This window comes from Streptomyces mayteni (assembly GCF_054783955.1).
In genome coordinates, this window is sequence record NZ_BAAGPR010000011.1 from 31,012 (window position 1) to 55,797 (window position 24,786).

Annotated in this window: 11 protein-coding genes; all 11 read right to left on the minus strand. The window is 69.3% G+C overall.

Annotation, left to right across the window (positions count from 1 at the left end):
- Positions 1–100: 100 nt before the first annotated feature.
- Positions 101–667: an SMI1/KNR4 family protein gene (locus tag ACYVPE_RS07750; protein ID WP_461032682.1), complete on the minus strand. Its 567-nt coding sequence runs from the start codon at positions 665–667 to the stop codon at positions 101–103.
- Between the two features lie 405 nt (positions 668–1,072).
- Positions 1,073–1,603, minus strand: coding sequence for an SMI1/KNR4 family protein (locus tag ACYVPE_RS07755; RefSeq protein WP_461032683.1), 531 nt, complete (start codon positions 1,601–1,603; stop codon positions 1,073–1,075).
- 707 nt (positions 1,604–2,310) lie between these two features.
- Positions 2,311–2,931 (minus strand): SMI1/KNR4 family protein, encoded by a 621-nt coding sequence (locus tag ACYVPE_RS07760; RefSeq protein ID WP_461032684.1) that lies wholly within the window; start codon positions 2,929–2,931, stop codon positions 2,311–2,313.
- Complete coding sequence (locus tag ACYVPE_RS07765) at positions 2,928–13,370, minus strand: LamG-like jellyroll fold domain-containing protein (RefSeq protein WP_461032685.1); 10,443 nt, start codon at positions 13,368–13,370, stop codon at positions 2,928–2,930. Before ACYVPE_RS07765 ends, ACYVPE_RS07760 begins: the two co-directional genes overlap by 4 nt.
- A 1,042-nt stretch (positions 13,371–14,412) precedes the next feature.
- Entirely contained in the window at positions 14,413–16,359 is a 1,947-nt protein-coding gene (locus ACYVPE_RS07770; protein WP_461032686.1) for a TIGR03960 family B12-binding radical SAM protein, read from the minus strand.
- 74 nt (positions 16,360–16,433) lie between these two features.
- Complete coding sequence (locus ACYVPE_RS07775; RefSeq protein ID WP_461032741.1) at positions 16,434–17,930, minus strand: CYTH and CHAD domain-containing protein; 1,497 nt, start codon at positions 17,928–17,930, stop codon at positions 16,434–16,436.
- A gap of 94 nt (positions 17,931–18,024) precedes the next feature.
- Positions 18,025–19,215, minus strand: coding sequence for a rod shape-determining protein RodA (rodA, locus tag ACYVPE_RS07780; protein ID WP_461032687.1), 1,191 nt, complete (start codon positions 19,213–19,215; stop codon positions 18,025–18,027).
- Entirely contained in the window at positions 19,215–21,545 is a 2,331-nt protein-coding gene (gene mrdA / locus ACYVPE_RS07785) for a penicillin-binding protein 2 (RefSeq protein ID WP_461032688.1), read from the minus strand. Before mrdA ends, rodA begins: the two co-directional genes overlap by 1 nt.
- On the minus strand, positions 21,542–22,249 hold the full coding sequence (mreD, locus tag ACYVPE_RS07790) for a rod shape-determining protein MreD (RefSeq protein ID WP_461032689.1): 708 nt from the start codon (positions 22,247–22,249) through the stop codon (positions 21,542–21,544). Before mreD ends, mrdA begins: the two co-directional genes overlap by 4 nt.
- 5 nt (positions 22,250–22,254) lie before the next feature.
- Positions 22,255–23,349: a rod shape-determining protein MreC gene (gene mreC / locus ACYVPE_RS07795; protein WP_461032690.1), complete on the minus strand. Its 1,095-nt coding sequence runs from the start codon at positions 23,347–23,349 to the stop codon at positions 22,255–22,257.
- A 150-nt stretch (positions 23,350–23,499) separates the two neighbouring features.
- On the minus strand, positions 23,500–24,519 hold the full coding sequence (locus ACYVPE_RS07800) for a rod shape-determining protein (protein WP_461032742.1): 1,020 nt from the start codon (positions 24,517–24,519) through the stop codon (positions 23,500–23,502).
- Positions 24,520–24,786 lie beyond the last annotated feature (267 nt).

A 24,786-nucleotide genomic window follows, 5' to 3' on the forward strand; every position in this document is an offset into this window, starting at 1 on the left:
GACCGCTCACTCGTAGAGCCGTAGGGTGCCGGGCGTGCTCCGCCAGTGCTCTTGATCAAGCCGCGATTGTTGTTCCAGGAGTTGGGCGAGGCCCCGGTCATCAAGACGGCGCCTCCGTCAAGCTGGGGTCGTCACTCGACAACCAAGCCGGACGATTCGTCGGCCACCCTCGGGGCCATCGCCCTTTTACGAGCGGCTCGGCAAGGAAGTCCACCACGCCGCCATCGAAGATGAGGAAATCCGGGCACTGGCGAAACGCCACCACGACTGCCCACTCGCCGTCGCTCTCGATCGGAGGCAGGAGGAGGCACACATCTCCATCCCAGTCGTGATAGGCCCATGGCACCACCCGGTCCCACACTGCGGCCAGACGGTCGGGAATCTCCTCATCTTCGCCGAACACCTCGTGGAATATCCCGCGGTGTTCTGTCATGAATTTCAGGAGAGGATCAGGGCCTTCAGGATGCGGAATGAAGAGGTGCCCCGCGATCACGCCATCGCCATAGTTTTCTACCAACTCCTTGTAATCGTCGGGCAGCGACATGCCCAGCCATTCCTCAATGGGACCCCAGGTAGGGGAGCTCACGGTGTGGGAACTCCTCCCACTCCCCAACATCGGAGAGATCTTCGCTAGGGCGCCACCCTGCTGTAGGTTTCGCTCAGACATGTGGGGCTACTCTCCGACCTTGAAGCGACATTATGAATATAACAGTCAACGCTCATACCCCTATTTCCACAAGCCCGGATGTGAATGAAAGCCGGTACAGCCGAAACCTGAGTGGATCGTAAATGGGGGTGACGGCGACGCGAATTTGCTGGCCAGCGTGAATCTGTCTCGAGACTCGCCTCTTGACCGCCTGCAGCGGCAGCTACTTCTTCCCCGTAGATCCGATTCGCACGAATGCGTCCATCTGCGGGCAGACGCTAGTCAAGTAACCGTGACCGTCGAGCCGTGGAGACACCCACTCAGTTCCTATTTGAGCCCGCGCTGGCGAGATCCATGGTGCGCTACAACGGGGCTGGCGTTGATCACGTCGCCGACGCTGCGCCAGCCACCCTATCGACCAAGACTTTAAGACAACAGGACTCCCACCGATTCAAAGGACAGTTCTTGCTCATCCATGAACGGCACGTCCAGGTTCCCACTCAACGCCTGATGAATGAAATAAGTAAAGCTCCAGGGGTAATGCACCCATTCACCCAGATCGAGAACAACGCTCCAGTCATTATTTTCCGAAATGGGCGGACGCAAGAATAGTTGATTTCCGCCTGAAGTGCGCCCCACCGGAAGGCAGCCACCCTCCTCGGGGTACACCGGGAAGGGCTGCACAAAGTTCGCCTGACGTCGAAGATCGGCATAGGTATCGACAACCCCCTCTAGTTCATCGAACAAATTAATGTCACTATCGCCGCGATTCACTTTGGGATGAAATAGCAGCAGGGTGTCACCAATACAGCCGGGCCCATACGCCGACATAAACTGTTTGTAATCCGAGGGCAGCACGCACCCAACGGTTTCCTCGTATTCGCCCCAGTCCTCCTGGAGCGAGCGACCAAAATAAGACGGCCTCCCAATAAGTCTCACAAATACACTCAAATGCATCACTCAACACCACCCATCGCGGCAATCAATATGGCCAGGAGATTCCTCCGGAATCCACAATTCTCGCTTCCTTTCGCCAGCGCAGGAAACGCGGGTTGTCGCACTCCCAAATATCATCGCTACTCAGCTGGCACCCCTCCAGGTCGCCTCCGATCGTTTTCAAAGGAAATTCGACCATGCCGCACCGATAAATCCTCCGTTGGGTCCGCCCCTGACGCCCGCATACGACAACGGGTCATTCCTCCGGATCGGGGGTCACAGCACCCCAGCAGAGGATGTCAGCACCACTGTCAACGCCCCACGCAATAAGCGAAGACCTCTCGACACCATGGGGCTTCTCACGGACATGGGTGGACCCCCACGCCTCACGAGCGTTTCCCGTTTCATACGCCATGCCATAGTGATCGTGGTCGAACCGCGAAGAATAGGGGATCAGGAGCGCGAGAAAACCTTCAATGCCCCCTCATCATGAGCACTCACAAACCCTCGATAATCGGCCGCGAAGGTAACACCCCAAGTTCGCTCTGCTCGGCCCGAGTCGATCTCATCACCAGCACCGACATGCGGCAGCATAATTCGCAGCAGATCTTCGATTGCCAACATCGATCACTCGCTCCCATCGGAGGGTTACTGCGTCGCCAAGCAGACACTCCGGGAAATCTACTCGAAACACTTGGCCTGCGACGTCAAGCCAACCTGAGGGCGGGTCAGAATCCGCGATCCGGCCCGTACCATGCGACCGATCGTTCCTCGTACCTCATGGGCAGGCTCTCAAATTTCACCGGCCCCGGATAGAAGGCGGCACTATTCGACCCCATCACATCTTCACCGATCAAATACCTGTAGAGCCACTCTGAAAAATCCATATCAAATTCGTACCACTCATCGTCTCGCATGATAAAGACGCGCCATTTTTCTCGAACAGCCCCTTTAGCAAGAAAAACTTCCTCGCCGCGATCGTTTCCGATCGCCGGCACAAGGCCTGCAGCCGTACCGAACTCAAGCTCTCGGATGCCGAGAGATCCTCTCGGATCCCCATCGCCCTCGAATTCGATCTCACCCCAGGGCACTTCGGAAAACGCCTCGGAGGACGACTTTATCCTTTCACCCAGATTCCACCTCTCGGAAGCCGGATGATGGAGGAAGAGATGCCCATTAAGCTGCACCGGACCATACAGGTCAATGATCTTCTTGAAGTCTCCTGGCAGCGCGGCACCAAGCTCCTCCTCCAGCCTGCGCCACGCCTGCGGATCAGCATAGGTAGATCGCCCTTCTCCCAGCATGGAAAGCAGCGGATGCATATATGGAAACTCATTCACAGTGATCACCTCTTCGGGCAGTTTAGGCTGCCAGCGGTAGTGCCGCCTGCGGGGGTCTGCCGTATCACGCAATGTTTCGTGACACCGCTGCCCATAAAGGAGTAGTTGTACTCGATCGTTTCGGGGATGCCAGAATTTTCATTCCTGTAGTGCGGGACGATGGAGAGCAGCACATTTTCTCCGCTTCTGATGGCCCTTGCAATATCGTGCTCGACGCCGGACCGGAGGTAAGGGGTGTTGGTCCGCTCGTACAGGGGCACCAGGTTGCGCAGGTCTATCCCCGAACCGCTGGCCACGGCGGGGAGGAGATGGCCGTTCGCCGGCACATGCCCCTCCGCCCTTATCTCCTCGTAACCGGGTGGCCGGGTCGAATCATTGGTGTTGGAGCCAGGCAGCTTTCGGCCCGGGTTGTAGTCGCTAGCATCGAGCAGCGCATAGACCGCGGTCGCACGACATTCCTCGCGATTTGAAAAGTCATCGAAATAGCGCTCTCTCGGCAGGTAGACGGCATGCCCAGTGGCACTGACACCCGGGCCTTCGTCGCAGCGATTGTCGGTTCTCGTCCGACCGTTGTTCTTGCCGCCCCAGACGCCCTCGGGAGAAGGATAGACCGTGCGTTCTTCCTGCGGGGTGAACTGGGCGTTGCTGATGAGAGCCAGGGAGTCCTGTGTATCCACGACCATGTCCCAGCCCTGGGTGATGTCCCAGCGTCCGGCCTCGCGGTCCCAGTGGGGGACGGCGGCGGGTTGGTCGGGGGCCGGGATGGGGTTGTTGCCGCGGTTGGGGTTCTGGGGTGGGGGAGGTGGGGGTGGGGTGATGATGCTGATGGAGATACGGCCGCCCCCACCACCGCCGCCGGCGGCGCCGGGGGCGGCGCTGATGCCGAAGCCTCTGTTTCCCGCAGCAAGGCTCGCGGGGCCCCAGGTGGTGTACCCGCGGGGGATCTTGAAGCCGGGGCTAGGAGCCAAGCCTCGCGCTTGTTGTTCCTTGTTGGGCAGGGCACGCGCCGGGAGCCACGTGAGCGACCTCGAAGCACTGCCAGGAATCATGGTCAAGGCTCTGCCGTAAGGTGTGAACCTTGCGATGCGCAGTCCCCACGTGCAGACGCGGTCACAAGAGGCGTTCTTCTTCCAACTTGTGGCGGGGGCGGACGGTCTACATGTTTCTCTCTCCGGGCATGTCACCGAGTGCCCGCTGGGATCGATGCCGTTGAGGGGGGAGCCGGCGATGTAGGCGTAGCGGTTGGGTTCGACGTTCCAGGTGTCGCGGGAGGCGAAGGCGCCGGTGCCGGGCTGGTACCAGCGGGCGGCCATGTTGACGTCGCCCGAGGTGGGGTCGGTCCAGCCGGACTGGTAGCCGAGATTGGGGGATGTGCCGTCGGAGGCGGTGACCTCGCCGAAGGGCGAGTAGGCGCGGGAAGCATCGAGGGTGGCGCCGTTGTCGGCGAGGGTGGCGACGACGTCGGTGTGTTGGTCGGTCAGGACGGGGTTGTCGTCGGTGGTGAGCAGGGTGCCCTCGGGGGTGCGGCGGTACAGGGATGTGCCGTCGGAGACGAGGTTGTTGGAGCCGCCGTCGTAGGTGAAGGCGGTGTCGTCGTGGTAGGTGACGCGGTCGAGGGAGTCGTAGCGGTAGGTGGTGTCGCCGTCGGTGATGCGGCGTTCGAAGGCGTCGTGGGTGAGTTCGCGGTCGCCGACGGAGGCGAGGGTGCCGCGGGGGGTGTAGGTGTAGGTGGTGTCGTCGACGGCGGTGAGGCGGTTGCGTTCGTCGAAGGTGGCGGTCTCGTCGCCGGCGGCGACGCGGTTGCCGGCCAGGTCCCAGGCGTAGCTGGTGGTGTCGTCGCCGCTGGTCCAGGAGGTGAGGTGGCCGGCGAGGTCGTAGTCGTAGGTCTCCAGGCCCGCGCCGGCCGTGCCGGTGGTCTCCTTCTCGGTCAGCCGGTCGTCCAGGTCGTAGGCGTAGCGGGTGCTGGCGACCTCCGGTCCTTCGGTGCCGGTGACGAGGCGGTCGGTGGCCTGGCGGCCCAACGCGTCGTAGGTGAAGCTGCGGGTGGCGTGGATCTGGATGGGCGGCGGGACGGCGGCCCTGGTGACCTGGTCAGTGGGGACGTCGGAGATGAACGTCTGGGCGGTGGGACGACCGTCGATGTCGTAGCTGTAGGACACGTAGTAGTTCGTGGCGGCGTCGAGCACGGCCGAGGACAGTTGGCCCCTGGAGTTGTGGCCGAAGGTGATCGTGCCCGCGGCGTCGGTCCGCTCAGTCATCCGGCCGTCGCGGTCGTAGGCGTAGCTGGAGGTACCGCCGGGGCCCTCGGTGGTGAGGAGTTGGCCGCGGTCGTTGTAGGTGTAGGTGTCGATCCCGGCGACCTCGTTGGTGGCCTGGCTAGTCATCCGGCCGGCCGCGTCGTAGGTGAAGCGGCGGTCCATGGTGTCGGCTTCGGCGCCGGTGCCGGTCTCCAGGACGAGGCGGCCGAGGTCGTCGTAGGTGCGGTCGCGGCGGACGTCCCCCGGGAGGAGTTCGGTGACGGGTAGGCCGGCGGCGTCGTAGACGGTTGTCCAGGTGCGGTCGGCCGGGTCGGGGTGGGCGTCGGTGGCGGGCTCGATGGTGGATTCGAGCTGGCCCCAGGGCGTGTAGGTGTACTCGGTGGTGTTGCCCCGGGCGTCCGTCATCGCGGTGGGGTTGCCGGCCGCGTCGTAGCCGAAGGTAACGGTGGCCGTGGTGTCGTCGTCAACGGGTTGGGTCTGCTCGGTGACCCGGCCGAGGACGTCGTAACGAGAGGTGGTCTCCGTACCGCTGCCGGAGACGGCCGCGACCTGGTTGCCGTCGGCGTCGTACTCCGCGCTGCTGGTGCGCAGCACGGTGTCGCCTCTGCCGTATTCGTCGGTGCGGACGACCTGGCCGAGGTGGTTGAGGGTGAGGTCGGTGCGGTAGCCGGCAGGGGTGGTGATACGGGTCTCGCGGCCGAAGGCGTCCCGGTCGATGGTGGTCCAGTGCCCGCTCTGAAAGACGCCGGTCGGTTCACCGGCCGCGTTGTAGCGCGCCCGGGTGACGATGCCCTCCGCTGTGACGGATTCGGTCTGGTTGCCCGCGTCGTCCCAGGTGAAGGTCGAGGTCAGGTTCAGCAGGGTGGGACGACGTTCGACGACGGTGGCGGTGAGTTGGCGGCCCAGCGGATCGTAGGTGGCCTCGGTGCGGGCGCCGGTCGGGTCGGTGGTAGACAGGGGCAGGCCGGTGGGGGTGTGGGTGTAGTGGGTCTCGCTGCCGGACCCCGGCGTCTCGGCGAGCTCCACCTCCGGCGGGTCGAGCAGGAAACGGGACGCGGCGGTGGCCCCGACGCCCGGATCCGGGTCGGTGCGGGTGATGAGGTTGCCGAGCTGGTCGTAGGCGTAACGCGTGGTGCGACCGAGGGCGTCGGTGGTGGCGACGGTGCGGCCGAGCGCGTCGTAGACGGTCTCGGCCGTGGCGGTGATGGGCCGGCCGCCGGGCGGCGTGTACTCGGGGCTGGTGACGGTGGTCGGCTGGCCGAGTCGGTCGTAGGCCAGGCGGGTGATCGCGCCGAGCGGGTCGCGTTGCTCGGTGGCGTCGCCGAACGCGTTGTAGCCGGTACGGGTTTCGGGCCGGGTGCCGTCCACCTCGGGAGCGGTCTGCCCGATGGGGCGGCCGAGCGCGTCGTAGGCGTAATCGGTGGTGTGGCCGCGCGGAGTGGTGCTGGAGGTGACGAGGCCACGCTGGTCGAAGGTCTGGTGCGTGGTGCTCTGCTCGTCGGCGTCCGCCACCGTCTGGGTGAGCGGGTTGCCCACCGGGTCGTAGGTGTAGCTGGTGGTCAGGAACTCGCCTGCCGAGGAGCCGGGTTGGCGGATCTCCAGCGGGCGGTCGGCGTCGTCGTAGGTGGTGACGGTGCGCCGGTTCAGGCCGTCCGGGTCCAGGACGATGGTGGTGACGCGTCCGGTGACGTCGACTTCGTGCTCGGTCACGATGGTGCGGTTGCCGGTGGCCTGCCGGACGAGGTGGCCGGCGCGGTTGTAGGTGTTGTCCTCCAGGACGATGTCGCGGGTGCCGGAGACGTCCTGGGCGGTGACGGTGGCGGTCAGGCCGTCGCCGAAGTACCGGTAGGCGGTGACGGCGCCCATGGCGTCGGTGGTGGTGGCGAGCCGGCCGGCCGGGTCGTAGGCGTTGGACACCAGCGTCAGGTCACGGACCTCGCCGGACGGGTCGCCGGTCCAGTCCTGAAGCACGGTGGTGGCGTGCTGGCCACGCGGGGTGTAGGTGTGGCGCAGCACGGTGCCGGCGGGGTCGGTCTCCTGGGCGAGTCGGCCGAGGTCGTCGTAGACGTAGTAGGTGGTGCCGTTCTCGGGGTCGATGACGCGGTCGACGCGGCCGTGTTCGTCGTACCGCTGTTGGGTGGTGCGGTCCGGGTCGTCGCCGCCCAGGTCGGCGATCGTCTCGGTGAGGGTGTTGCCGTCCGGGTCGTAGGCGCGTATCACCTGGGCCGTGTGGTCCTCGCCGGTGACGGCGTTCTCGGTGGTGGCGCCGGTCTCCGAGGTGACGCGGGAGAGCGCGTCATGGACGAACGTCGTGGTGACGCCGTCGGGTTGGGCGTCCGAGATCTCGGTCTCGGTCAGCCGGCGGCCAAGGCCGTCGTAGGTGTACTCCAGGGCCAGGCCCGAGGGTTGGGTGGTGCGGGCGACGTCGCCGCTGGCGTAGTAGGCGTACCGGGTGGTGGCGCCGTCGGGTTGGACGTCGGTGGCCAGCAGTCCTGGCGGGGTGGTGCCGCCGCCGACCGCCGGTTCGGTGCCGGTGGTGTAGGTGCGGCGATTGGTGCGGCCGTCGGGGAGGCGGGTCGTCTCCGGGAGGCCGAGGGTGGTGTAGCTGGTGGTGGTGCGGTAGGTGGTGTCGGCCGGTCCGGTCGAGCGGGCGTCGGCGGTGGCGGTGGGCTTGTCGTTGCGCGGGTCCAGCGGGTTGTTCGCGTTGAGGTAGTGGTCGGCGTACGACGTCTGGCAGTCCCGCGGGCCACGGCAGGTGGTGGTCGAGACGGTGTTGCCGCGCTCGTCGTGCCCGGTGATGGTGGCGTCGCCGTTGGGGTTGGTGACGGTGTGCAGGAAGCCGCCGGTGTCGTAGGCGTAGGTGGTGGTGCCGTCCTCGGCGTCGGTGACGGAGGTGACGCGGTAGCCGCGGAGCGCGTCGTAGGTCGCGTCGGTGGTGTCGCCGAGTGGGTTGGTCACGGTGACGGTGGCGCCGAGCGCCGAACTGGCGCGCTCCACGCGGGCGGTGTAGTGGGCGGCGACGTCGTCGGCCGTCAGGGCCTGCCGGTAGAGCGCGACCTCGTCCAGGTAACCGAACAGGTTGTAGGTGCCTGCCGGTTGTCCCATCCACTGGCTGCTGCTGTATCCGCCGCCGAGGTAGGCGTACGGCCGGCTGGTGTCCGCGAAGGCGCCGGTCTTGGTGCCGATCGCCACGCCGTCCAGGTAGAGGGTCTGGGTGTTCCCGGATCCGGAGAGGACGACGTGGTGCCACTCCCCGTCGTTCACGGGCGTGGGGGAGGTGATGGGGGAAGGACCACCGGCATCGGGTATCCACCACTGTCCGCGCAGGCGGCCGTCACCGTCGATCAGCAGTACTGGTTGCCAGTGCGCGGGGGTGCTGCCCAACGGGGCGTCCTGGAAGGCCATCAGCACACCTTTTGTCGAGGTCGTGCTGAACCACATCTCGGCGGAGATGTCAGTGGTACCGGCAAGGACATCGCCCGGCATCCGGACCGCTCCGTTGGTCGTGCCGTAAATGGATCTGCCGTCGCCGACGCCGAAGAGGCCGAGCTGGCTGCGGTAGAGCGTGCCTTCCAGCGTGGCGTGATGGCGTCCGCCCTCGTCGTACGCGGTGGCGCTGCCGTTCTCGTTGAACCGCCAGTAGGCAGCGGCTCCGTCGCCCATCACGGCAGCGCGGTAGTCATCGCCGGTGCCGGACACCAGAGCGGTGGCCGTGCTGATCCTCCTGTCACCGTGGTTGGACCAGCCGATTCCGCTGTCGGTGACCAGGGTGATCCAGGACGTGTCGTAGAAGGCCACTTCGGCGATCTGGCCGGAGAAGTTGCGGTAGCCGTCGGACTGTCCGTCCCAGCTCGGCGAGGAGTATCCACCGCCGATGAAGGTGTACGGCAACCGTCCCGTGTTGGTGCCCTGTCTGTTGTCCGCCTGGCGATCGCCATCGAGGAAAAGAATCTGCGCCTCTTGCGTGCCGGTGAGGGCGACGTGGTGCCACTCGCCGTCGTCGACGCGCGCCCGTGAGCGCAGCGTCGTGGCGTCGCCCGGGTAACGGAGACGGCCGCGCAGGTAACCGTCCTGGTCGACCAGGAGCATGGGCCACCAGCTGGTGGGGGTGGTGCCGAGGGGCTGGTTCTGCATGGAGACCAGAACGCCGGATTCGGTGGTGCGGAACCAGAGTTCGACGGTCTGGGCGGCGGTGTCGCCCCACGCGTCGGTGGGGACCTCGACCGCGCTGTCGGCCTGCCCGGTGAAGTAGGGCGCGGTGGTGTCGCCGTCCGCGAACGGGCCTGGCCCACCGGGACGTACGCCATCGAGGTAGGCGCCGTTGGTCTCGTCGCCGATCGCGCTGGCGGCGGCAGCGCCCGAGCGTTCGGTGAGGCGCCAGTAGCCGGTGGGGTCGCCGGAGCGGACGGTGTCGGCGTAGGTGCTCGATCCGTTGGTGAACGACGGCTGCGAGAGCTGCCAGGTGCCGCCGTCGGCGTCGGTGTGTTCGGTGATGCGTCCGGTGGCGTCGTCGTAGGTGTTGGTGGCGTGTGTCCGGCCGGAGGGGAGGGTGGCCTCGGTGAGGCGGCCGACCGGCTGGCGCAGGGCGTGGTGTTCGGCGACGGTGGCGGCGTCCAGGGCGCGGTGGTAGACGGCGACCTCGTCGAGTTGGCCGTTGAGGCGGCGGACGCCGCCGGCGATGCCGTCGAAGCCGGAGGACGAGTAGCCGGCGCCGAGGTAGGTGTAGGCCATGTCGAGGTGGTCGATGGCGCCGTTGAGGGTGCCGACGGCGCGGCCGTCGAGGTAGAGGGTCTGGGTGGTGCCCTCGGCGGTGAGGACGGCGTGGTGCCAGGCGCCGTCGGTGACCGTGGCGGAGCTCTTGATCGGGGTGATGTTGCCGCGGTCGCCGGTGAACAGGTAGCCGGAGAGCTTGCCGTTGGCGTCGACGGTCAGCGGCGGGGTCCAGGATTCGGGTTGGCCGTCCTCGAGGCGTTGGCTCTGGAAGCCGACCAGCACGCCGGGACCCGTGGTGCGGAACCACAGTTCGATGGAGAGGAAGGTGGTGGTGCGCAGGGTGTCGTGTGGGAGACGGACGACGGTGTCGGTGCCGTCGAACGACGCGGCGGTGTCGCTGGTGCCGGCCAGCGCGCCCGGCGTGCCGCCCGAGGTGTTGAGGTACTCGGCGTCGTTGAAACCGGTGCGGGAGGGGGCTGAGCTGGCGGCGGTGGCGCCCTCCGCCTCGTCCAGCCGCCAGTAGGAGACGGGGCCGGCGTCCAGGACGGCGCTGCGGTAGAGCGAGCCGTCCTCGTACGTGTAGCGGGTGCATTCGTCCGTCGTGCCGGGCGGGCACACGCTGGTGAGCCGGCCGCTCGTGTAGCCGTAGCGCCAGGTCAGGCCGGGCTCGCCGGGGGCCACGGCGTTGGTGGTGACGGTCTCGACCCGGTTGTCCCGCCAGGTGAAGGTCAGGGTGCGGCCGGAGAGCGCGTCGGTGGCGGTCGCCAGGCGGCCGGACGTGTGGGTGAGGCGCTGTTCGCGGCCGGCGGTGTCGGCGACCTTGGTGAGCTGGCCGCTGGCGTTGAAGGTGTGGGTGGCGCCGGTCGCGTCGCGCAGCACCCAGCCGCCGCCCGTCGCGGTGGTGAGGGTGAGGCTGCCGCCGGACGGCCCCGTGTAGGTGCCGTTGGCGTTGCGGCCGAAGCGGACGCGGTTGCCCTCGGCCAGGGTGACGACCACGTTGCCGTCGGCTTCGACGGCGGCCCGCATGTCCCAACGCGTGGTCCAGCCGGGGCCGAAGGCGAGGTCGGCGCGGGGGTCGAGGGAGTTGTAGGTGCGGGTGACGGCCAGCGGCGGGCCGACGGTGGAGACGGCGGCGTCGGTCGCGGCCGTGGCGAAGTTGCCGCTGACCGGGTTGAAGTCGCGGCCGTCGGAGCCGCCGAGGTGACCGGTGACGGCAGGCTGTGGCACCCGGGTGGAGAACAGCGACGGGTTGGGGCGTAGCGAGGTGGCCTGCCCGTCGTAGGTGTAGGCGTACCAGGCGTAGGTCTTGTCCCAGGAGAGCCAGCCGCTGGGGACGGCCCACTGCTGGTTGGCGCTGCGGCTGCCGGTGCGGCAGTTCTTGCGGGTGTTCTCGCCGTCGACCTCGCAGACCTCGAACGTGAACTGGAGGCGGGCGTTGGGGTAGTGGTCGCGGTCGGTGCCCTCGGCCCAGAGGGTCGGGGTGAGGGTGTCGACGGCGGCGCCGCTGCCGGGGGCGGCGCCGGTCAGCTCGGGCGGGATGTTGACGGCCGCCAGCCGGACCCGGGCGCCGGGGATGCCCTGGCTGGTGAAGCGGGTGACGCCGTAGTCCGTCATCGTCCAGTCGACGGTGTACGTACCCGGCGTCAGCGGCGCGATGCGGGCGTCGACGGTGACGCTCTCACCGGGCGCCACGGCCTGCGGCATCTCGGTGTAGCGGCGCAGCGAGGAGTCGGTGAGTTCGTTGCCGTTGGCGTCGTAGAGGTTGTAGCGCAGCTTGAATCGGCCGCCGGCGGGCCAGGTCTCCTGTCCCTGGTTGGTGATGGTGACGCGCTGCACGCCCTCACTGACGGCGGTCACCGGCTGGGTGAGCTGGCCGAGGCGGTAGGTGGCGCCGTACTGCGTCCACGTGACGTCCAGGCTCGGCGCGCCGTTGGGGTAGCGGGTGGAGCCGAACTGCTTCCAGCCGTAGGAGTCGGTCGTCGAAGCGCGGATGGCCAGGCCGTAGTTGGTCTTGCGGCCGTGGGTCCAGTCATCCACGAGCTGCCGGCCGGCGGAGCCCAGCGCGATGCTCTCCCAGGCCGGCGCGCAGGCCCAGTTGGTCGTGCCGGCTGGCCGCCAGCCATGTGCGAACCGGTCGGTGGCCAGTGCGGCGCCGACGTTCGGACCCGGGTACTGGGCCAGGGTGGAGGCCGACCAGTTCTGGGTGATGGGGTGGATGGTGACCGGACGGGCGTTGCAGGAGTACGACCACGAGTTGTAGAGGGCGAGGCGCGCGTCGAGTACCCAGGCGTTGCGCAGCGAGGACTGCACGCCGGAGAAGCGGAGGAACGAGGTGGCGGCGGAGTCGCCGCCGTCGGGGGTGCCGGCCTTCAGGATCGTGTCCGTGGAGAAGTTGATGTTGTACGGCCGCTGCACATAGGTGGAGGAGCTGGCCTCGACACGGGTCACGGACGGGTCGACGCGGACTGGGTAGACCCGCTCGGGGTCGCTCAGCCACTCCTCGTCCAGGGTGACGACGAGCACCTGGCGGCCGTTCTCGGTGGCCAGTTCGTAGCTGACGCCACCGGTTATCGCGCCGTCGCCGGAACGCTCGTCGACGGCCGAGTCCTCCATCCAGCCGGGCGGCATGTAGGCACGAACGGTGCCCTCGGCGTCGGCGAAGGCGATCCCGCCGTGCTCGTCGAGCGCGGCGGTGAGGCCGTCGAGACGGAGCGGGAACCGCCACTCGGTGGGGGCGTCGGCGTCGCGGAGGACGATCGTTTCCTTGATCTCGGCGTTGCCGCCGAGGAACTCGATGTCGGCGGAGGGCCGGACGTCGCGGTAGGTGACGAGCGGCCCCTCGACCTCGCCGGGGACGGCGCTCGCCTCGGCCAAGGCGTAGCCGACGGCGTGCCCCTCGTCCAGACGGAACGTCATCAACGGGTCGTCCGTGGCCATGGCGCCGAAGCTGACGCCGGCTTCCGTGGCTGTCGTCTCCCACGATTCGCCACCGGCGGCGCGGACGAGGGAAGGGTCGATCGTCTGCCAGACGCCGTCCAGGTCTGGGTAGTTGACCGGCTCGTTGTAGTAGCGGGTGGTGAAGGTGCCGTCCGTGTTGCGGAACGTGCGGGAGTCCTCGGTCCGCTCCTCTGGCACCTCGACGCTGGTCTCCTCGTCGAAACCAGTGAGTTCGGCCGGCGGCAGCGACTCGATGACCTCCGGGTCACCGGACTCCAGCGGCGGGGCCGTGTCCCCCAGGTCGTCGCTGGTCGACTGACCTTCCTCGAGCGGCAGTTGCCCCGGCGCCTCGCCCGGCTCACCTCCGCTGCCGTCCCCCTCGGCGGTCGTGTCGGCGGCATCGGCCTCGTGGGACAGACCATCCGCCGAGCCCCACTCCTGGCCCGGCGCCTCACCGGCCTCGACGGCGACCTCCGACGCGGCGACCCAACGGCTGGCCGCCGCGGCCGTGCCCGGGTCAAGAGCGGTCAGAACCGCCATCAACAGGGCAGCGGACAGCACCAGAAAGCGCGCGCGAAGCACGGTCCCCCCACGAATCGTCGACATGACGACCAAGAGATTCCATGATCTCTTCAGATTTACACAAGACCCCTGTCACGCCATCAACGCGCCTTCACGCCGACAAATCGGCAGTGATCACGACAACACACCTGCGGCGATACCGGATCGTTACCCGAGAGGCGGAACCGGACGGACTTGCTGGTCATTCCGTTACGGGCAGTCGAAGTGACAGGGCCAGCAGAGTCAACTGCCCAGCCCCGGGAGGCTAGAGGGCATACCGTAGATCGGCCCGCGTACCTGGCAGGCGACAAGACAGAGACCTGCGGAGCAATCCACCCATCGCTTTGACCTGCACTGATGCACTACCGCCGAACCGCTGCAGATCCGCGCGCCAACAGGTGCCTTGGCGTAGGCCTCAGCTGCGGGTTTACCCTCGGGTCCGTCATCAACCCTGGTGGGTTCGCAACCCGGCGATCAGGGCGGGGGCGTAGCCGAGCTTGGCCAGGTCCGTCATCAACCCTGGTGGGTTCGCAACAGCAGTTCGCGCATGACGGCCGCGTCCTTGAGGTGGGCCGGTCCGTCATCAACCCTGGTGGGTTCGCAACACCTTGACCGAGCCGTTGCCGGCCTCGGCGTCGATCGTCCGTCATCAACCCTGGCGGGTTCGCAACTGCAGCGGTCCCGGTGCGTGTCCAGACGCCCGGGGCGTCCGTCATCAACCCTGGGGGGTTCGCAACTAGCCGGGCACCAGGCGGGCGCAGGCGCCCCATTGACTCCGTCATCAACCTTGGTGGGTTCACAACGGGAGACCTGGGAGTTCCTGCCGCAGGACGGCCCGAAAAGCAGGCGCCGAGAAACGTCCCGAGCACGTTCCGCAGCGGTGAGCAGGTGATCCGGCCCGCTCCCCCACGCCGCGACGGCGCCCCCTATGAGGCGGGACGCCGCCGTCACCCGATCAGCTGACGCGCCGCCGAACCAGCTGCGTGACGTCCATCACACTCACCAACCGCAGCCCCCGACCCTATTTCGCCTGGTCAGCGCCCGACTTCACCACCTGTAGCGGCAGCAGCTTCTTCCCGGTTGGCCCGATTTGTGTGGATGTGTTCATCTGCGGGCACACCCCGCAGTCGAAGCACGGCGTCCAGCGGCAGTCGTCGACCTCGGTCTCGTCGAGGGCGTCCTGCCAGTCCTCCCAGAGCCAGTCCTTGTCGAGGCCGGAGTCGAGGTGGTCCCACGGCAGGACCTCCTCGTAGGAGCGCTCGCGCGTCGTGTACCAGTCGACGTCGACGCCGAAGGGGGCCAGGGCGGTGGTGGCCGAGGTGAGCCAGAGGTCGTAGGAGAAGTACTCGCGCCAGCCGTCGAAGCGGCCGCCGGCCTCGTAGACGGCGCGGATGACGGCGCCGACGCGGCGGTCGCCGCGGGAGAGGAGGCCCTCGACGATGCCCGGCTTGCCGTCGTGGTAGCGGAAGCCGATGGAGCGGCCGTAGCGCTTGTCGGCGCGGATGCGGTCGCGGAGCTTGGCAAGGCGGGCGTCGGTCTCGTCGGGGGAGAGCTGCGGCGCCCACTGGAACGGGGTGTGCGGCTTGGGCACGAAGCCGCCGATGGAGACGGTGCAGCGGATGTCGTTGGATCCGGAGACCTCGCGGCCCTTGGCGATGACCCGGGTCGCCATGTCGGCGATCTGGAGCACGTCCTCGTCGGTCTCGGTCGGCAGGCCGCACATGAAGTAGAGCTTGACCTGCCGCCAGCCGTTGCCGTAGGCGGTGGAGACGGTGCGGATCAGGTCGTCCTCGGAGACCATCTTGTTGATGACCCGCCGGATCCGCTCGCTGCCGCCCTCGGGGGCGAAGGTGAGGCCAGAACGGCGGCCGTTGCGGGTGAGTTCGTTGGCCAGGTCGATGTTGAAGGCGTCGACCCGGGTGGAGGGCAGCGAGAGGCCGATCTTGTCGTCCGTGTAGCGGTCGGCCAGGCCCTTGGCGATGTCGCCGATCTCGCTGTGGTCGGCCGAGGAGAGGGAGAGCAGCCCGACCTCCTCGAAGCCGGTGGCCGTCAGGCCGCGTTCGACCATCTCGCCGATGCCGGTGATCGAGCGCTCCCGCACCGGGCGGGTGATCATGCCGGCCTGGCAGAAGCGGCAGCCGCGGGTGCAGCCGCGGAAGATCTCCACGGACATCCGCTCGTGCACCGTCTCGGCGAGCGGGACCAGCGGCTGCTTGGGGTAGGGCCACTCGTCGAGGTCCATCACGGTGTGCTTGGACACCCGCCACGGCACGCCCGAGCGGTTGGGGACGACGCGGGCGATCCGGCCGTCCGGCAGGTACTCGACGTCGTAGAAGGCGGGCACGTAGACGCCGCCGGTCCTCGCGAGCCGCAGGAGCAGTTCCTCGCGGCCGCCCGGCCGGCCCTCGGCCTTCCAGGCGCGGATGATGTCCGTCATGTCGAGGACGGCCTGCTCGCCGTCGCCGATGACCGCGCAGTCGACGAAGTCGGCGATCGGCTCCGGGTTGAACGCGGCGTGGCCGCCGGCCACCACCACCGGGTGGTCCTCGGTGCGCTCGCCGGCCAGCAGCGGGACGTCCGCGAGGTCGAGGGCGGTGAGCAGGTTGGTGTAGCCGAGCTCGGTGGAGAAGGAGACGCCGAGCACGTCGAAGGCGCCGACGGGGCGGTGCGCGTCCACCGTGAACTGGGGGACGCGGTGCTTGCGCATCAGCTCCTCCAGGTCGGGCCAGACGCTGTAGGTGCGCTCGGCGAGCACGCCGTCCCGCTCGTTCAGCACCTCGTAGAGGATCATGACGCCCTGGTTGGGCAGGCCGACCTCGTAGGCGTCCGGGTACATCAGCGCCCAGCGGACATCGCAGGCGTCCCAGTCCTTGACGGTGGAGTTCAGCTCACCGCCGACGTACTGGATCGGCTTCTGGACGTGCGGGAGGAGGGCCTCCAGGCGTGGGAAGACCGACTCGACTGGCATGGCTTCTGGCTTCCGGCTCTCGGGACGCTGGCGGACGGACACGGACAGACACGGACGGACACGGGGTAGGCCGTTCAGCCTACCGGGAGTTCCGCAGCCTGCCGCTCGCGGTCGGCGGCGATCGCGACCTCGCGCTCGTGCAGCACCCCGTAGCTGAAGGACGGCTCGCCCTCCCGCTGGGCGATGTCGGCCAGCTCGCGCAGCGCGCCGCGGGCGACGACGCTGTCCTGGTGGTCGCCGAGCGCCTGCTGGAGCGCCTTGCAGCGCTTGACCTGCCGGCGGGCCGGCTTGCCGAGGGCCGGGGTGGCGGCCTCGGCGGCGTAGCGGGCGCGCTTGGCGGCCTTGCGGGCGGCGTGCAGCGCCGCGTCCCGCTCCGGGCCTGGCGGGGTCTCGAACGCGAAGCGCAGCCGGTCGGCGAGCCGGTCGCGGTCGCGGTGCATGGCCTTGGCGAGTACCTGCTCGGCCGGGCGGTCGGCCTTGGGGCGCAGCGGCGGGTCGGCGAGCAGCCGGTCGAGGGCGTCGAGCAGGTCGAGGTGGCGCGGCGAGTCGAGGAGCCGGGTGAGCAGGGCCGAGGTGTCGGTGCGGCGCTCGTGGTCCCAGGCGGCCAGCCGCTCGGCGACCGGGCCGACGCGCAGCTCGTCCGGCAGCTCGTCGAGGCGGGCGGTGAGCCGCTCGGTCAGCACCTCGCGGTCGCGGTCGAGGCCGAGTTCGCCCGCGAGGTGCCGGAGTTCGGCCTCCAGGTGGGCGGTGGCGTCCCGGTCGAGGACGGCGCGGGCGCTGCGCAGCAGGCTGCGGAGCCGGCGGCTGGCGACCCGCATCCGGTGGACGGCGTCGGGGAGCTGGCGGCGGACGGCCGGGTCGAGCGTGACGATGGCCTCGACCTGGCGGCGGGCGTAGTCGAGGACGTGGGCCGCGGCCGAGCCCGCGGGGCGGCGCGGCGGGGCCGGCGGCCTGGGCGCGCCCGCGGTCTCGGCGAGGGCGCGGGCGAGCTTGGACGGCGCCTTCGAGCGGCGCGCGCCGGCGGCGGTGACGCGCTCCTCGACGGCGTCGAGCACGGCCGGGTCGGCGTCCTCCGCGAGCTCCACCTCCAGCTCGGTCCACTCGGCGGTGCGCCCGGCGCGGCGGGCGGTGACGCGGTCGAGCACGGCCTCGGCGAGCGGGGCGCCGCCGACGCCGGCGAGGTTGGTGGGGGCGCGTTCGGTGTCCAGGTCGACGACGGGCACCAGCGCGGCGCGGCGGACCCGGGAGCGGACCAGCGCGGTCAGCTCGGCCGGCGGAGCCTCGTTCGGGGCCTCGGGGTCGAGCGGGGCCTGGATCTCCTCGCGGACGGCGTCGCCGAGCGCGTGGCGCGCCGGGAGCTTCAGGTGCCAGCCGGCGTCCTGCCCGCCGGTGCGCCGGCGCAGCGTGATGCCGGCGGCGGCCAGCCGGCCGTCCTCGGTGTCGTAGTAGCGGGCGCTCAGGCGGCGGACCGGCGACCGGTGCTCGGTGGCGACGGGTCCGGCGCCGGCCAGCTCCGGCAGCGGGCCGGCGAACTCGTACTTGCGCTCGTGTTCCAGGGCCACGTTCACCAGCCTAGGGTTCGGGCGGCGTTCGGGCCACGTTTGCGACACGTTCAGCTGACGTTCGGGACAGGGAGGGGCATAAGGGGCGGAAGGGTGGGAGCGCTCAGGCGGAGAGGGGGCGCTTCATCCGGATGGACTGGAGCAGGCCGATCGCGATCCAGACCGCGAACATCGAGGTGCCGCCGTAGGAGAGGAACGGGAGCGGCACGCCGGCGACCGGCATGATGCCGAGGGCCATGCCGATGTTCTCGAAGCACTGGAACGCGAACCAGGCGACGACGCCGGCCGCGATCACCGTGCTGTAGAGGTCGGTGGACCCGCGGGCTATTCGGAGCGCGCGCCACAGCACCACGCCGATCAGCAGGATGATCCCGCCGGCCCCCACGAAGCCCAGCTCCTCGCCGGCCACCGTGAAGATGAAGTCGGTGTGCTGCTCGGGCACGAACTGCCCGGTGGTCTGGGTGCCCTGGCCGAGCCCGGAGCCGAACATGCCGCCCGAGCCGATGGCGATCCTGGCCTGGTTGGTGTTGTAGCCGACGCCCGACGGGTCGAGCGCCGGGTTGGCGAACGCGGCGAACCGGTTGATCTGGTACTCGTCGAGCACCCCGAGCGCCCAGACCAGGACCGCGCCGACGGCGCCGGCCCCCACCAGGCCGATGGTCCACTTCAGGGAGGCGCCGGAGGCGAGCAGCATGCCGAGCACGGTGGCGCCGATGACCATCGCGGTGCCCATGTCGTCCATCAGCACGACGGCGAGCGGCACGGCGACGAAGCCGAGGGCCTGGAGGACGGCGCGCCGGCCGGGGAACTCCCGGTCGCCGGCGTCGACGGCGTCGGCGAGGACGGTGGCCATCACGAGGATGGCGGCGACCTTGACGAACTCGCCCGGCTGGATGGTGTAGCCGCCGATGGACAGCCAGGCGCGCTGCCCGTTGATCTCGGTGCCGAGCGGCGTGAACACCAGCAGGACGACGCCGAGGGAGAAGGCGTAGAAGACGAAGACCGCGCTGCGCAGCCGTTGGTGGCCGAGCCAGATGATGCCGACGGCGAGGGTGAGGCCGACGGCCAGGTTGATGCTCTGGCGGATCAGGAAGTAGTTCGGGTCGCCGCCGGTTATGCCGGTGCGGTTGCGGGTGGCGGACCAGATCAGGACTATGCCGAGCACGGAGAGCGCGAGGCCGGCGAGGAGCAGCAGCCAGTCGATGCGGCGGGCGACGGAGTCCCGGTGGGCCAGCCGGCGCCAGGCGCTCCCGCGCCGGGCCGGCGGCCTGACCGTCAGGGTGTGCACGCTCATCAGTCGTCCTGGTCCTCGCGCCGGCCGGTCCGCTCGCCGGTCTCACCCGGCACTCCCCCGCCGCCCGGATCCCCGGTGGCGGTCTCGGCGACGTTGCCCACGCCGTCCGGGGTGACGAGGGCGTCGGGGTCGAAGCCCGGTTCGTAGCCGTTGCCCTGGTCGGCGTCCCCGCCCTCCTCCGGGGTGGCGTCCCCGGTGCCGTCGCCGTCCCCCTCGCCCGCACCGTCCCGCGGCTCGTCGCGGTCCGGCACGATGGTGCCGTTCTCGTCGATCTCCGGCAGGTCCCGGTTCGGCTCGGCGAGCAGCGCGGCGTCCTCGTTGATGCCGCCGCCCTGGACGCCGTAGATGGACTCCCAGATGTGCCGGACCGCGTCACCCGAGGCGCCGGAGCCGGTGCCGGCCTGGGCGATGGTCATCACGACGGTGTAGTCGTCGGTGTAGGTGGCCAGCCAGGACGTCGTCTGCTGGTCGCCCGACGCCTCGGCGGTGCCGGTCTTGCCGTGCAGCACGATGTCGTTCTGCGGCCAGCCGCCGAACTTCCAGTCGGCGCTGCCGCGGGTGATCACGCCTGCGGTGGCGGTCCGCAGATTCTCTATGGTCTGCTCGCTGGCCGGCAGTTCGCCGTTGGCGTGCGGCTCGAACTCCTCGACCACCGTGCCGTCGGCGGCGATCACGGCCCGCCCGACCTGCGGCTGGTAGAGCGTGCCGCCGTTGCCCAGGGCCGCGTAGACGGAGGCCAGCTGGAGCGGGGTGACCAGCACGTCGCCCTGGCCGATGGAGAAGTTGAGCATGTCACCGGCGCGCATCTTCATGCCCTCGGTGCAGTTCTCGCGGGCGATCCTGGCCACGTAGTCCTGGCGGTCGGTGTCCGCGATCTCGCACCAGTTCTCCTCGTTGGCCTCCCAGTACTCCTGCTTCCACTCCCGGTCCGGGATGCGGCCCGCGGCCTCGTTGGGCAGGTCGACGCCGGTGGCCTCGCCGAGCCCGAAGTCGTGGGCGGTGCGGAACAGCCAGTCGTCCGGGTCGTCCACCGGCTCGAGGCCGCCCTCGCGCTGCCACTCGCGGTGCGCGATGCCGTAGAAGACGGTGTTGCAGGAGACCTCGATGGCCCGGCCCAGGCTGATCGAGCCGTACGCCTGGGACTCGAAGTTGGCGAAGGACTGGCCGCCGACCTCGTAGGAGGAGCCGCACTCGTACGAACCGTCGAAGTCGTAGCCCGCGTTGATGGCGGCGGTGGAGGTGACCACCTTGAAGGTGGATCCGGGCGGGCCCTGGCCCTGGATGGCGCGGTTGAGCAGCGGGTTGCCGCCGTCCTCGTCGGTGAGGCGGGTGTAGTCGTCGTTGGAGATGCCGCCCACCCACACGTTGGGGTCGTAGTCGGGGGCGGAGGCCATGGCGACGACGCGTCCTGTGTCGTTCTCCAGCACTATCGCCGATCCGGAGTCCGCCTCGTAGTTGCGGCCCGAGATGTCGTCGTGCTGCGTCCTGGCGATCTCCATGGCCTGCACGAGCTCCCGCTCCACGACGGCCTGCACGCGGCTGTCGATGGTGGTGACGAGGTTCGCGCCGGCCTGGGCCGTCTCGCTCTCGGACTCGCCGAGCACCCGGCCGAACTTGTCGACCTCGTAGCGGGTGACGCCTGCCTGGCCGCGCAGGTAGCTGTCGTACTGGCGCTCCAGGCCCGAGCGGCCGATCTGGTCCGAGCGCAGCAGCGGGTTGTCGGTGTCCTCGGAGTCGGCGACCTCCTCGTCGGTCACCGGCGAGAGGTAGCCGAGCACCTGCGCCGAGTTGGCGCCGTCGGGCGCCGAGTAGCGGCGCACGGCCGCGGGCTCGGCTGAGATGCCGGGGAACTCCTCGGCGCGCTCCCTGATCTGGAGCGCCTGCTGGGTGGTCGCCTCGTCGGTGATCGGGATCGGCTGGTAAGGCGAACCGTTCCAGCAGGGCTGCGGGGTCTCGGCGTCGCACAGCCTGACCTGGTTGGTGACCTCCTCGACCGCCAGGCCGAGCAGTTCGGCCACCCGGACGAGGACGGCCTCGCCGTCGTCGGGCAGCCGGCTCAGCTCGGTGCGGTCGGCGGTGACGACGAGCCGCGTCTCGTTGTCGGCCATCGGCACCCCGCGCGCGTCGAGGATGGCGCCACGCACCGCGGGACGGACGGCCTGCTGCACGTGGTTGCCCGCGGCCTCGGCGGCGAACTCGTCGCCCTGCCTGATCTGGAGGTACCAGAGCCGGCCCCCCAGCGTGAGCAGCAGCGAGAAGACCAGTATCTGGATGACGACCAGCCGGATGGTGATCCGCGAAGTCCGGCCGGTCTCCGGGATGTTCGTCACAGCCGCTTGACCCCCTTGATGCGCCCCGCCCGGTTGCGGGCGGACCGGCTGAGCAGTGTGGACCGGGTGCCGCCGAGCCTGGCGGCCTTGCCGTACCTGATGCGGCGCGGGCCGCGGCCGCGCGGGCCGCCGCCGCCCTTGAGCCAGCTGACGGCCGAGTCGCCGCCCCCGCCACCGGACTTGCCCTCGCCGGACAGCGGGTCGCTCTCCAGCCGTCTGGCCATGGCCATCACCAGCGGCACGACGAACGGGGCGAGCAGCAGGTCGTAGATGGTCGCCGTCAGCAGCAGGTTGCCGAGCCCGACGTCACGCGCCGCGCTGTCACCGACCAGCGCGCCGACGCCGGCGTACAGCAGCGTCGAGCTGGCGGCGCCGGCGGCGACCACCAGCATCGGCACGGTGGCCGAGCGGTGCTGGCCGCTCTCCGGCCTGGTCAGCCCGGCGGCGTAGCCGATCACGCACAGCACCAGCGCGTACCGGCCGACGGCGTGGTCGGCGGGCGGCGCGAGGTCGGCGAGCAGGCCGGCGAAGAAGCCGACCAGGCAGCCGCCGACATGGCCGTAGACCAGGGCGAGGCCCAGCACGGCGAGCAGCAGCAGGTCGGGCGTGGCGCCCGGCAGACCGAGCCTGGCCAACACGGTGACCTGCGCGATCAGCGCCACCGTGACCAGGATGGTGGCCAGCAGGGTGCGGGAGACGCGCATCGGTCTCACTCCTCGGTGGCGGTGTCGTCTTCGCCGGCCCCGGGCGGTGGCGCTTCGCCATCTCCGGCGCCCGGCTCGGCGGTCGGGGTCTCACCCTCGGTCGGCGGCTGGGGCTCGCCGACGTCCTCGCCGGACTCGCCCTGGGTCTCCTCGCCTTCGCCGCCGGCTTCCTCGTCCTCGTTGCGCGCCCCCTGCTCGCGCTCGTCGTCGCCGCGCCGCTCGTCCCGGTTCTCCTCCTCGGGACGGGGCGGCAGCACGGAGTCGCGCGGGTTGTCGCGCGGCGGCTCGACGACCACGCCCACCAGGTCGAGCTGGGTGAACGAGACGAAGGGCCGCACCTCCACGGTGCGGGTGAGGTCGCCGTTGGAACGGTTGACGTTGACGACCTCGCCGACCGGCACCCCCGGCACGAAGGGCCGGTTGTCCGAGGAGCCGAAGGTGACCATCCGGTCGCCCCGCTCCACCCGCGCCTGCTGGTTGAACAGCTGTACGTCGAACGTGTTGTCGCCGCGGCCGGTGGCGAGGCCGAGCTCCTCGCTGTCCTCCAGGCGGGTGCCGACGCTGAACTCCGGGTCGTTGGCCAGCAGCACCGTGGCCTGGCCGCGCCCCACCGTGGTGACCCGGCCCACCAGGCCCTCGCCGTTGAGCACCGTCATGTCGCGGGCGATGCCGTCCTCGCTGCCCGCGTCGATCGTCACCGTCCAGGAGAAGCCCTGGGCGGCGCCGATGGCGATCACCTGCGCGCCGACGATCCGGTAGCCGCCGGCTCCCGACGTCCGGAGGAGCTCGTCCAACTGCTGCATCCGCGAGTCGCGGTACTCGTCGCTGCCGAGTTGCTGCCGCAACTCCGCGTTCTGCCGCTCCAGCTCGGCGATGCGGTCGTGCTGGTCGCCGGAGTCGCGGACCGCCGAGATGGCGTTGGCCACCGGGTCGACCGCGCCGGCCACCCCCTCCTCGACCGGTCCGAAGAACGACGCGGCGGCCTCCCGTGGCCCGTCGAGCGGGGAGTTCTCACCCCCGCGGAGGTCGAGCGAGATCAGTGCGAAGGCGATGGAAACCAGCAGGACGAGGAGCAGTCGGCTCTCTCGTGTGTCCCTCACGTGCGGAGGCCGTGCCTTTCTGGTCGGTCCTTGGGAAGGTCATGCGCCCGGGAGCGGTTCCGGGCGGCGCCCGCCGCGCGGTCCTGGGGCCGGCCGCGCGGCGGACGTGGCGGACGTGGCGGCGCGGGCGCCGGGAACCACCGACGGGGCCTAGCGCCTCGGTTGGGCGTCGAGCACCTGCTGCAACGCCTCGAACTCCTCGACGCACTTGCCGGAGCCGAGCGCCACCGAGTCCAGCGGGTCCTCGGCGATGTGGATCGGCATGCCGGTCTCGGTGCGCAGCCGTTCGTCGAGGCCGCGCAGCAGGGCGCCGCCGCCGGTGAGCACGATGCCGCGGTCCATCACGTCGCCCGACAGCTCGGGCGGGCACTTGTCGAGCGTCGTCTTCACGGCGTCGACGATGGCGTTGACCGGCTCCTCCATCGCCTTGCGCACCTCGGCGGAGGAGATCACCACCGTCTTCGGCAGGCCGCTGACCAGGTCACGACCGCGGATCTCGGTGTGCTCGTCCTGGTCCATCTCGTAGGCCGAGCCGATGGTGATCTTGATGCTCTCGGCGGTGCGCTCGCCGAGCAGGAGGCTGTACTCCTTCTTGATGTGCTGGATGATCGCGTTGTCCAACTCGTCGCCCGCCACCCGGATGGACTGGGCGGTGACGATGCCGCCGAGCGAGATCACGGCCACCTCGGTGGTGCCGCCGCCGATGTCCACCACCATGTTGCCGGTGGCCTCGTGCACCGGCAGGCCCGAGCCGATCGCGGCCGCCATCGGCTCCTCGATGATGTGCACCTGGCGGGCACCGGCCTGCGTCGACGCCTCGATCACGGCGCGGCGCTCGACCCCGGTGATGCCGGACGGCACACACACGACGACCCGAGGACGTGCCAGATAACGGCGCTTGTGGATTTTGAGAATGAAGTACCTGAGCATCCGCTCGGTGATCTCGAAGTCGGCGATCACGCCGTCCTTCAGGGGGCGCACCGCGACGATGTTGCCCGGGGTGCGGCCGATCATCTTCTTCGCCTCGGCGCCGACCGCGAGAATGCCACCGGTGTTGGTGTTGATGGCCACCACCGACGGCTCGTTGAGGACAATCCCACGACCTCTGACGTACACCAGCGTGTTGGCCGTCCCGAGGTCGACTGCCATGTCACGGCCGATGAACGACATATTGTTCGCCATAGGGATACATCTGGCCTTCCAGCTGGAGCGATTTGTGCGGGGAGGTCGGCAGGGGTTGCGATGAACGGTACGCCAGGAGGGCTCTCCCGCTCACGGGGGAGAGCCGGGCGGCGATGCCATCGTATCCACGGCCGGTCGAACACGGAGCGCCGGAGCGCCGCTTTCGCCATTGTCGGCGGAACCTGACCCGCCCTCCGTCATGGTGACGTCGTGTTCGGGTGACGGGTTCCCTCGTTCGACTGTACATACCCCATT

Coding starts and splice junctions, on each gene's coding strand:
- ACYVPE_RS07755 (WP_461032683.1), bottom strand. CDS start 1,603: ATGCATTTGAGTGTATTTGTGAGACTTATTGGGAGGCCGTCTTATTTT.
- mreD (WP_461032689.1), bottom strand. CDS start 22,249: ATGCGCGTCTCCCGCACCCTGCTGGCCACCATCCTGGTCACGGTGGCG.
- ACYVPE_RS07750 (WP_461032682.1), bottom strand. CDS start 667: ATGTCTGAGCGAAACCTACAGCAGGGTGGCGCCCTAGCGAAGATCTCT.
- ACYVPE_RS07765 (WP_461032685.1), bottom strand. CDS start 13,370: ATGGCGGTTCTGACCGCTCTTGACCCGGGCACGGCCGCGGCGGCCAGC.
- rodA (WP_461032687.1), bottom strand. CDS start 19,215: ATGAGCGTGCACACCCTGACGGTCAGGCCGCCGGCCCGGCGCGGGAGC.
- ACYVPE_RS07800 (WP_461032742.1), bottom strand. CDS start 24,519: ATGTCGTTCATCGGCCGTGACATGGCAGTCGACCTCGGGACGGCCAAC.
- ACYVPE_RS07770 (WP_461032686.1), bottom strand. CDS start 16,359: ATGCCAGTCGAGTCGGTCTTCCCACGCCTGGAGGCCCTCCTCCCGCAC.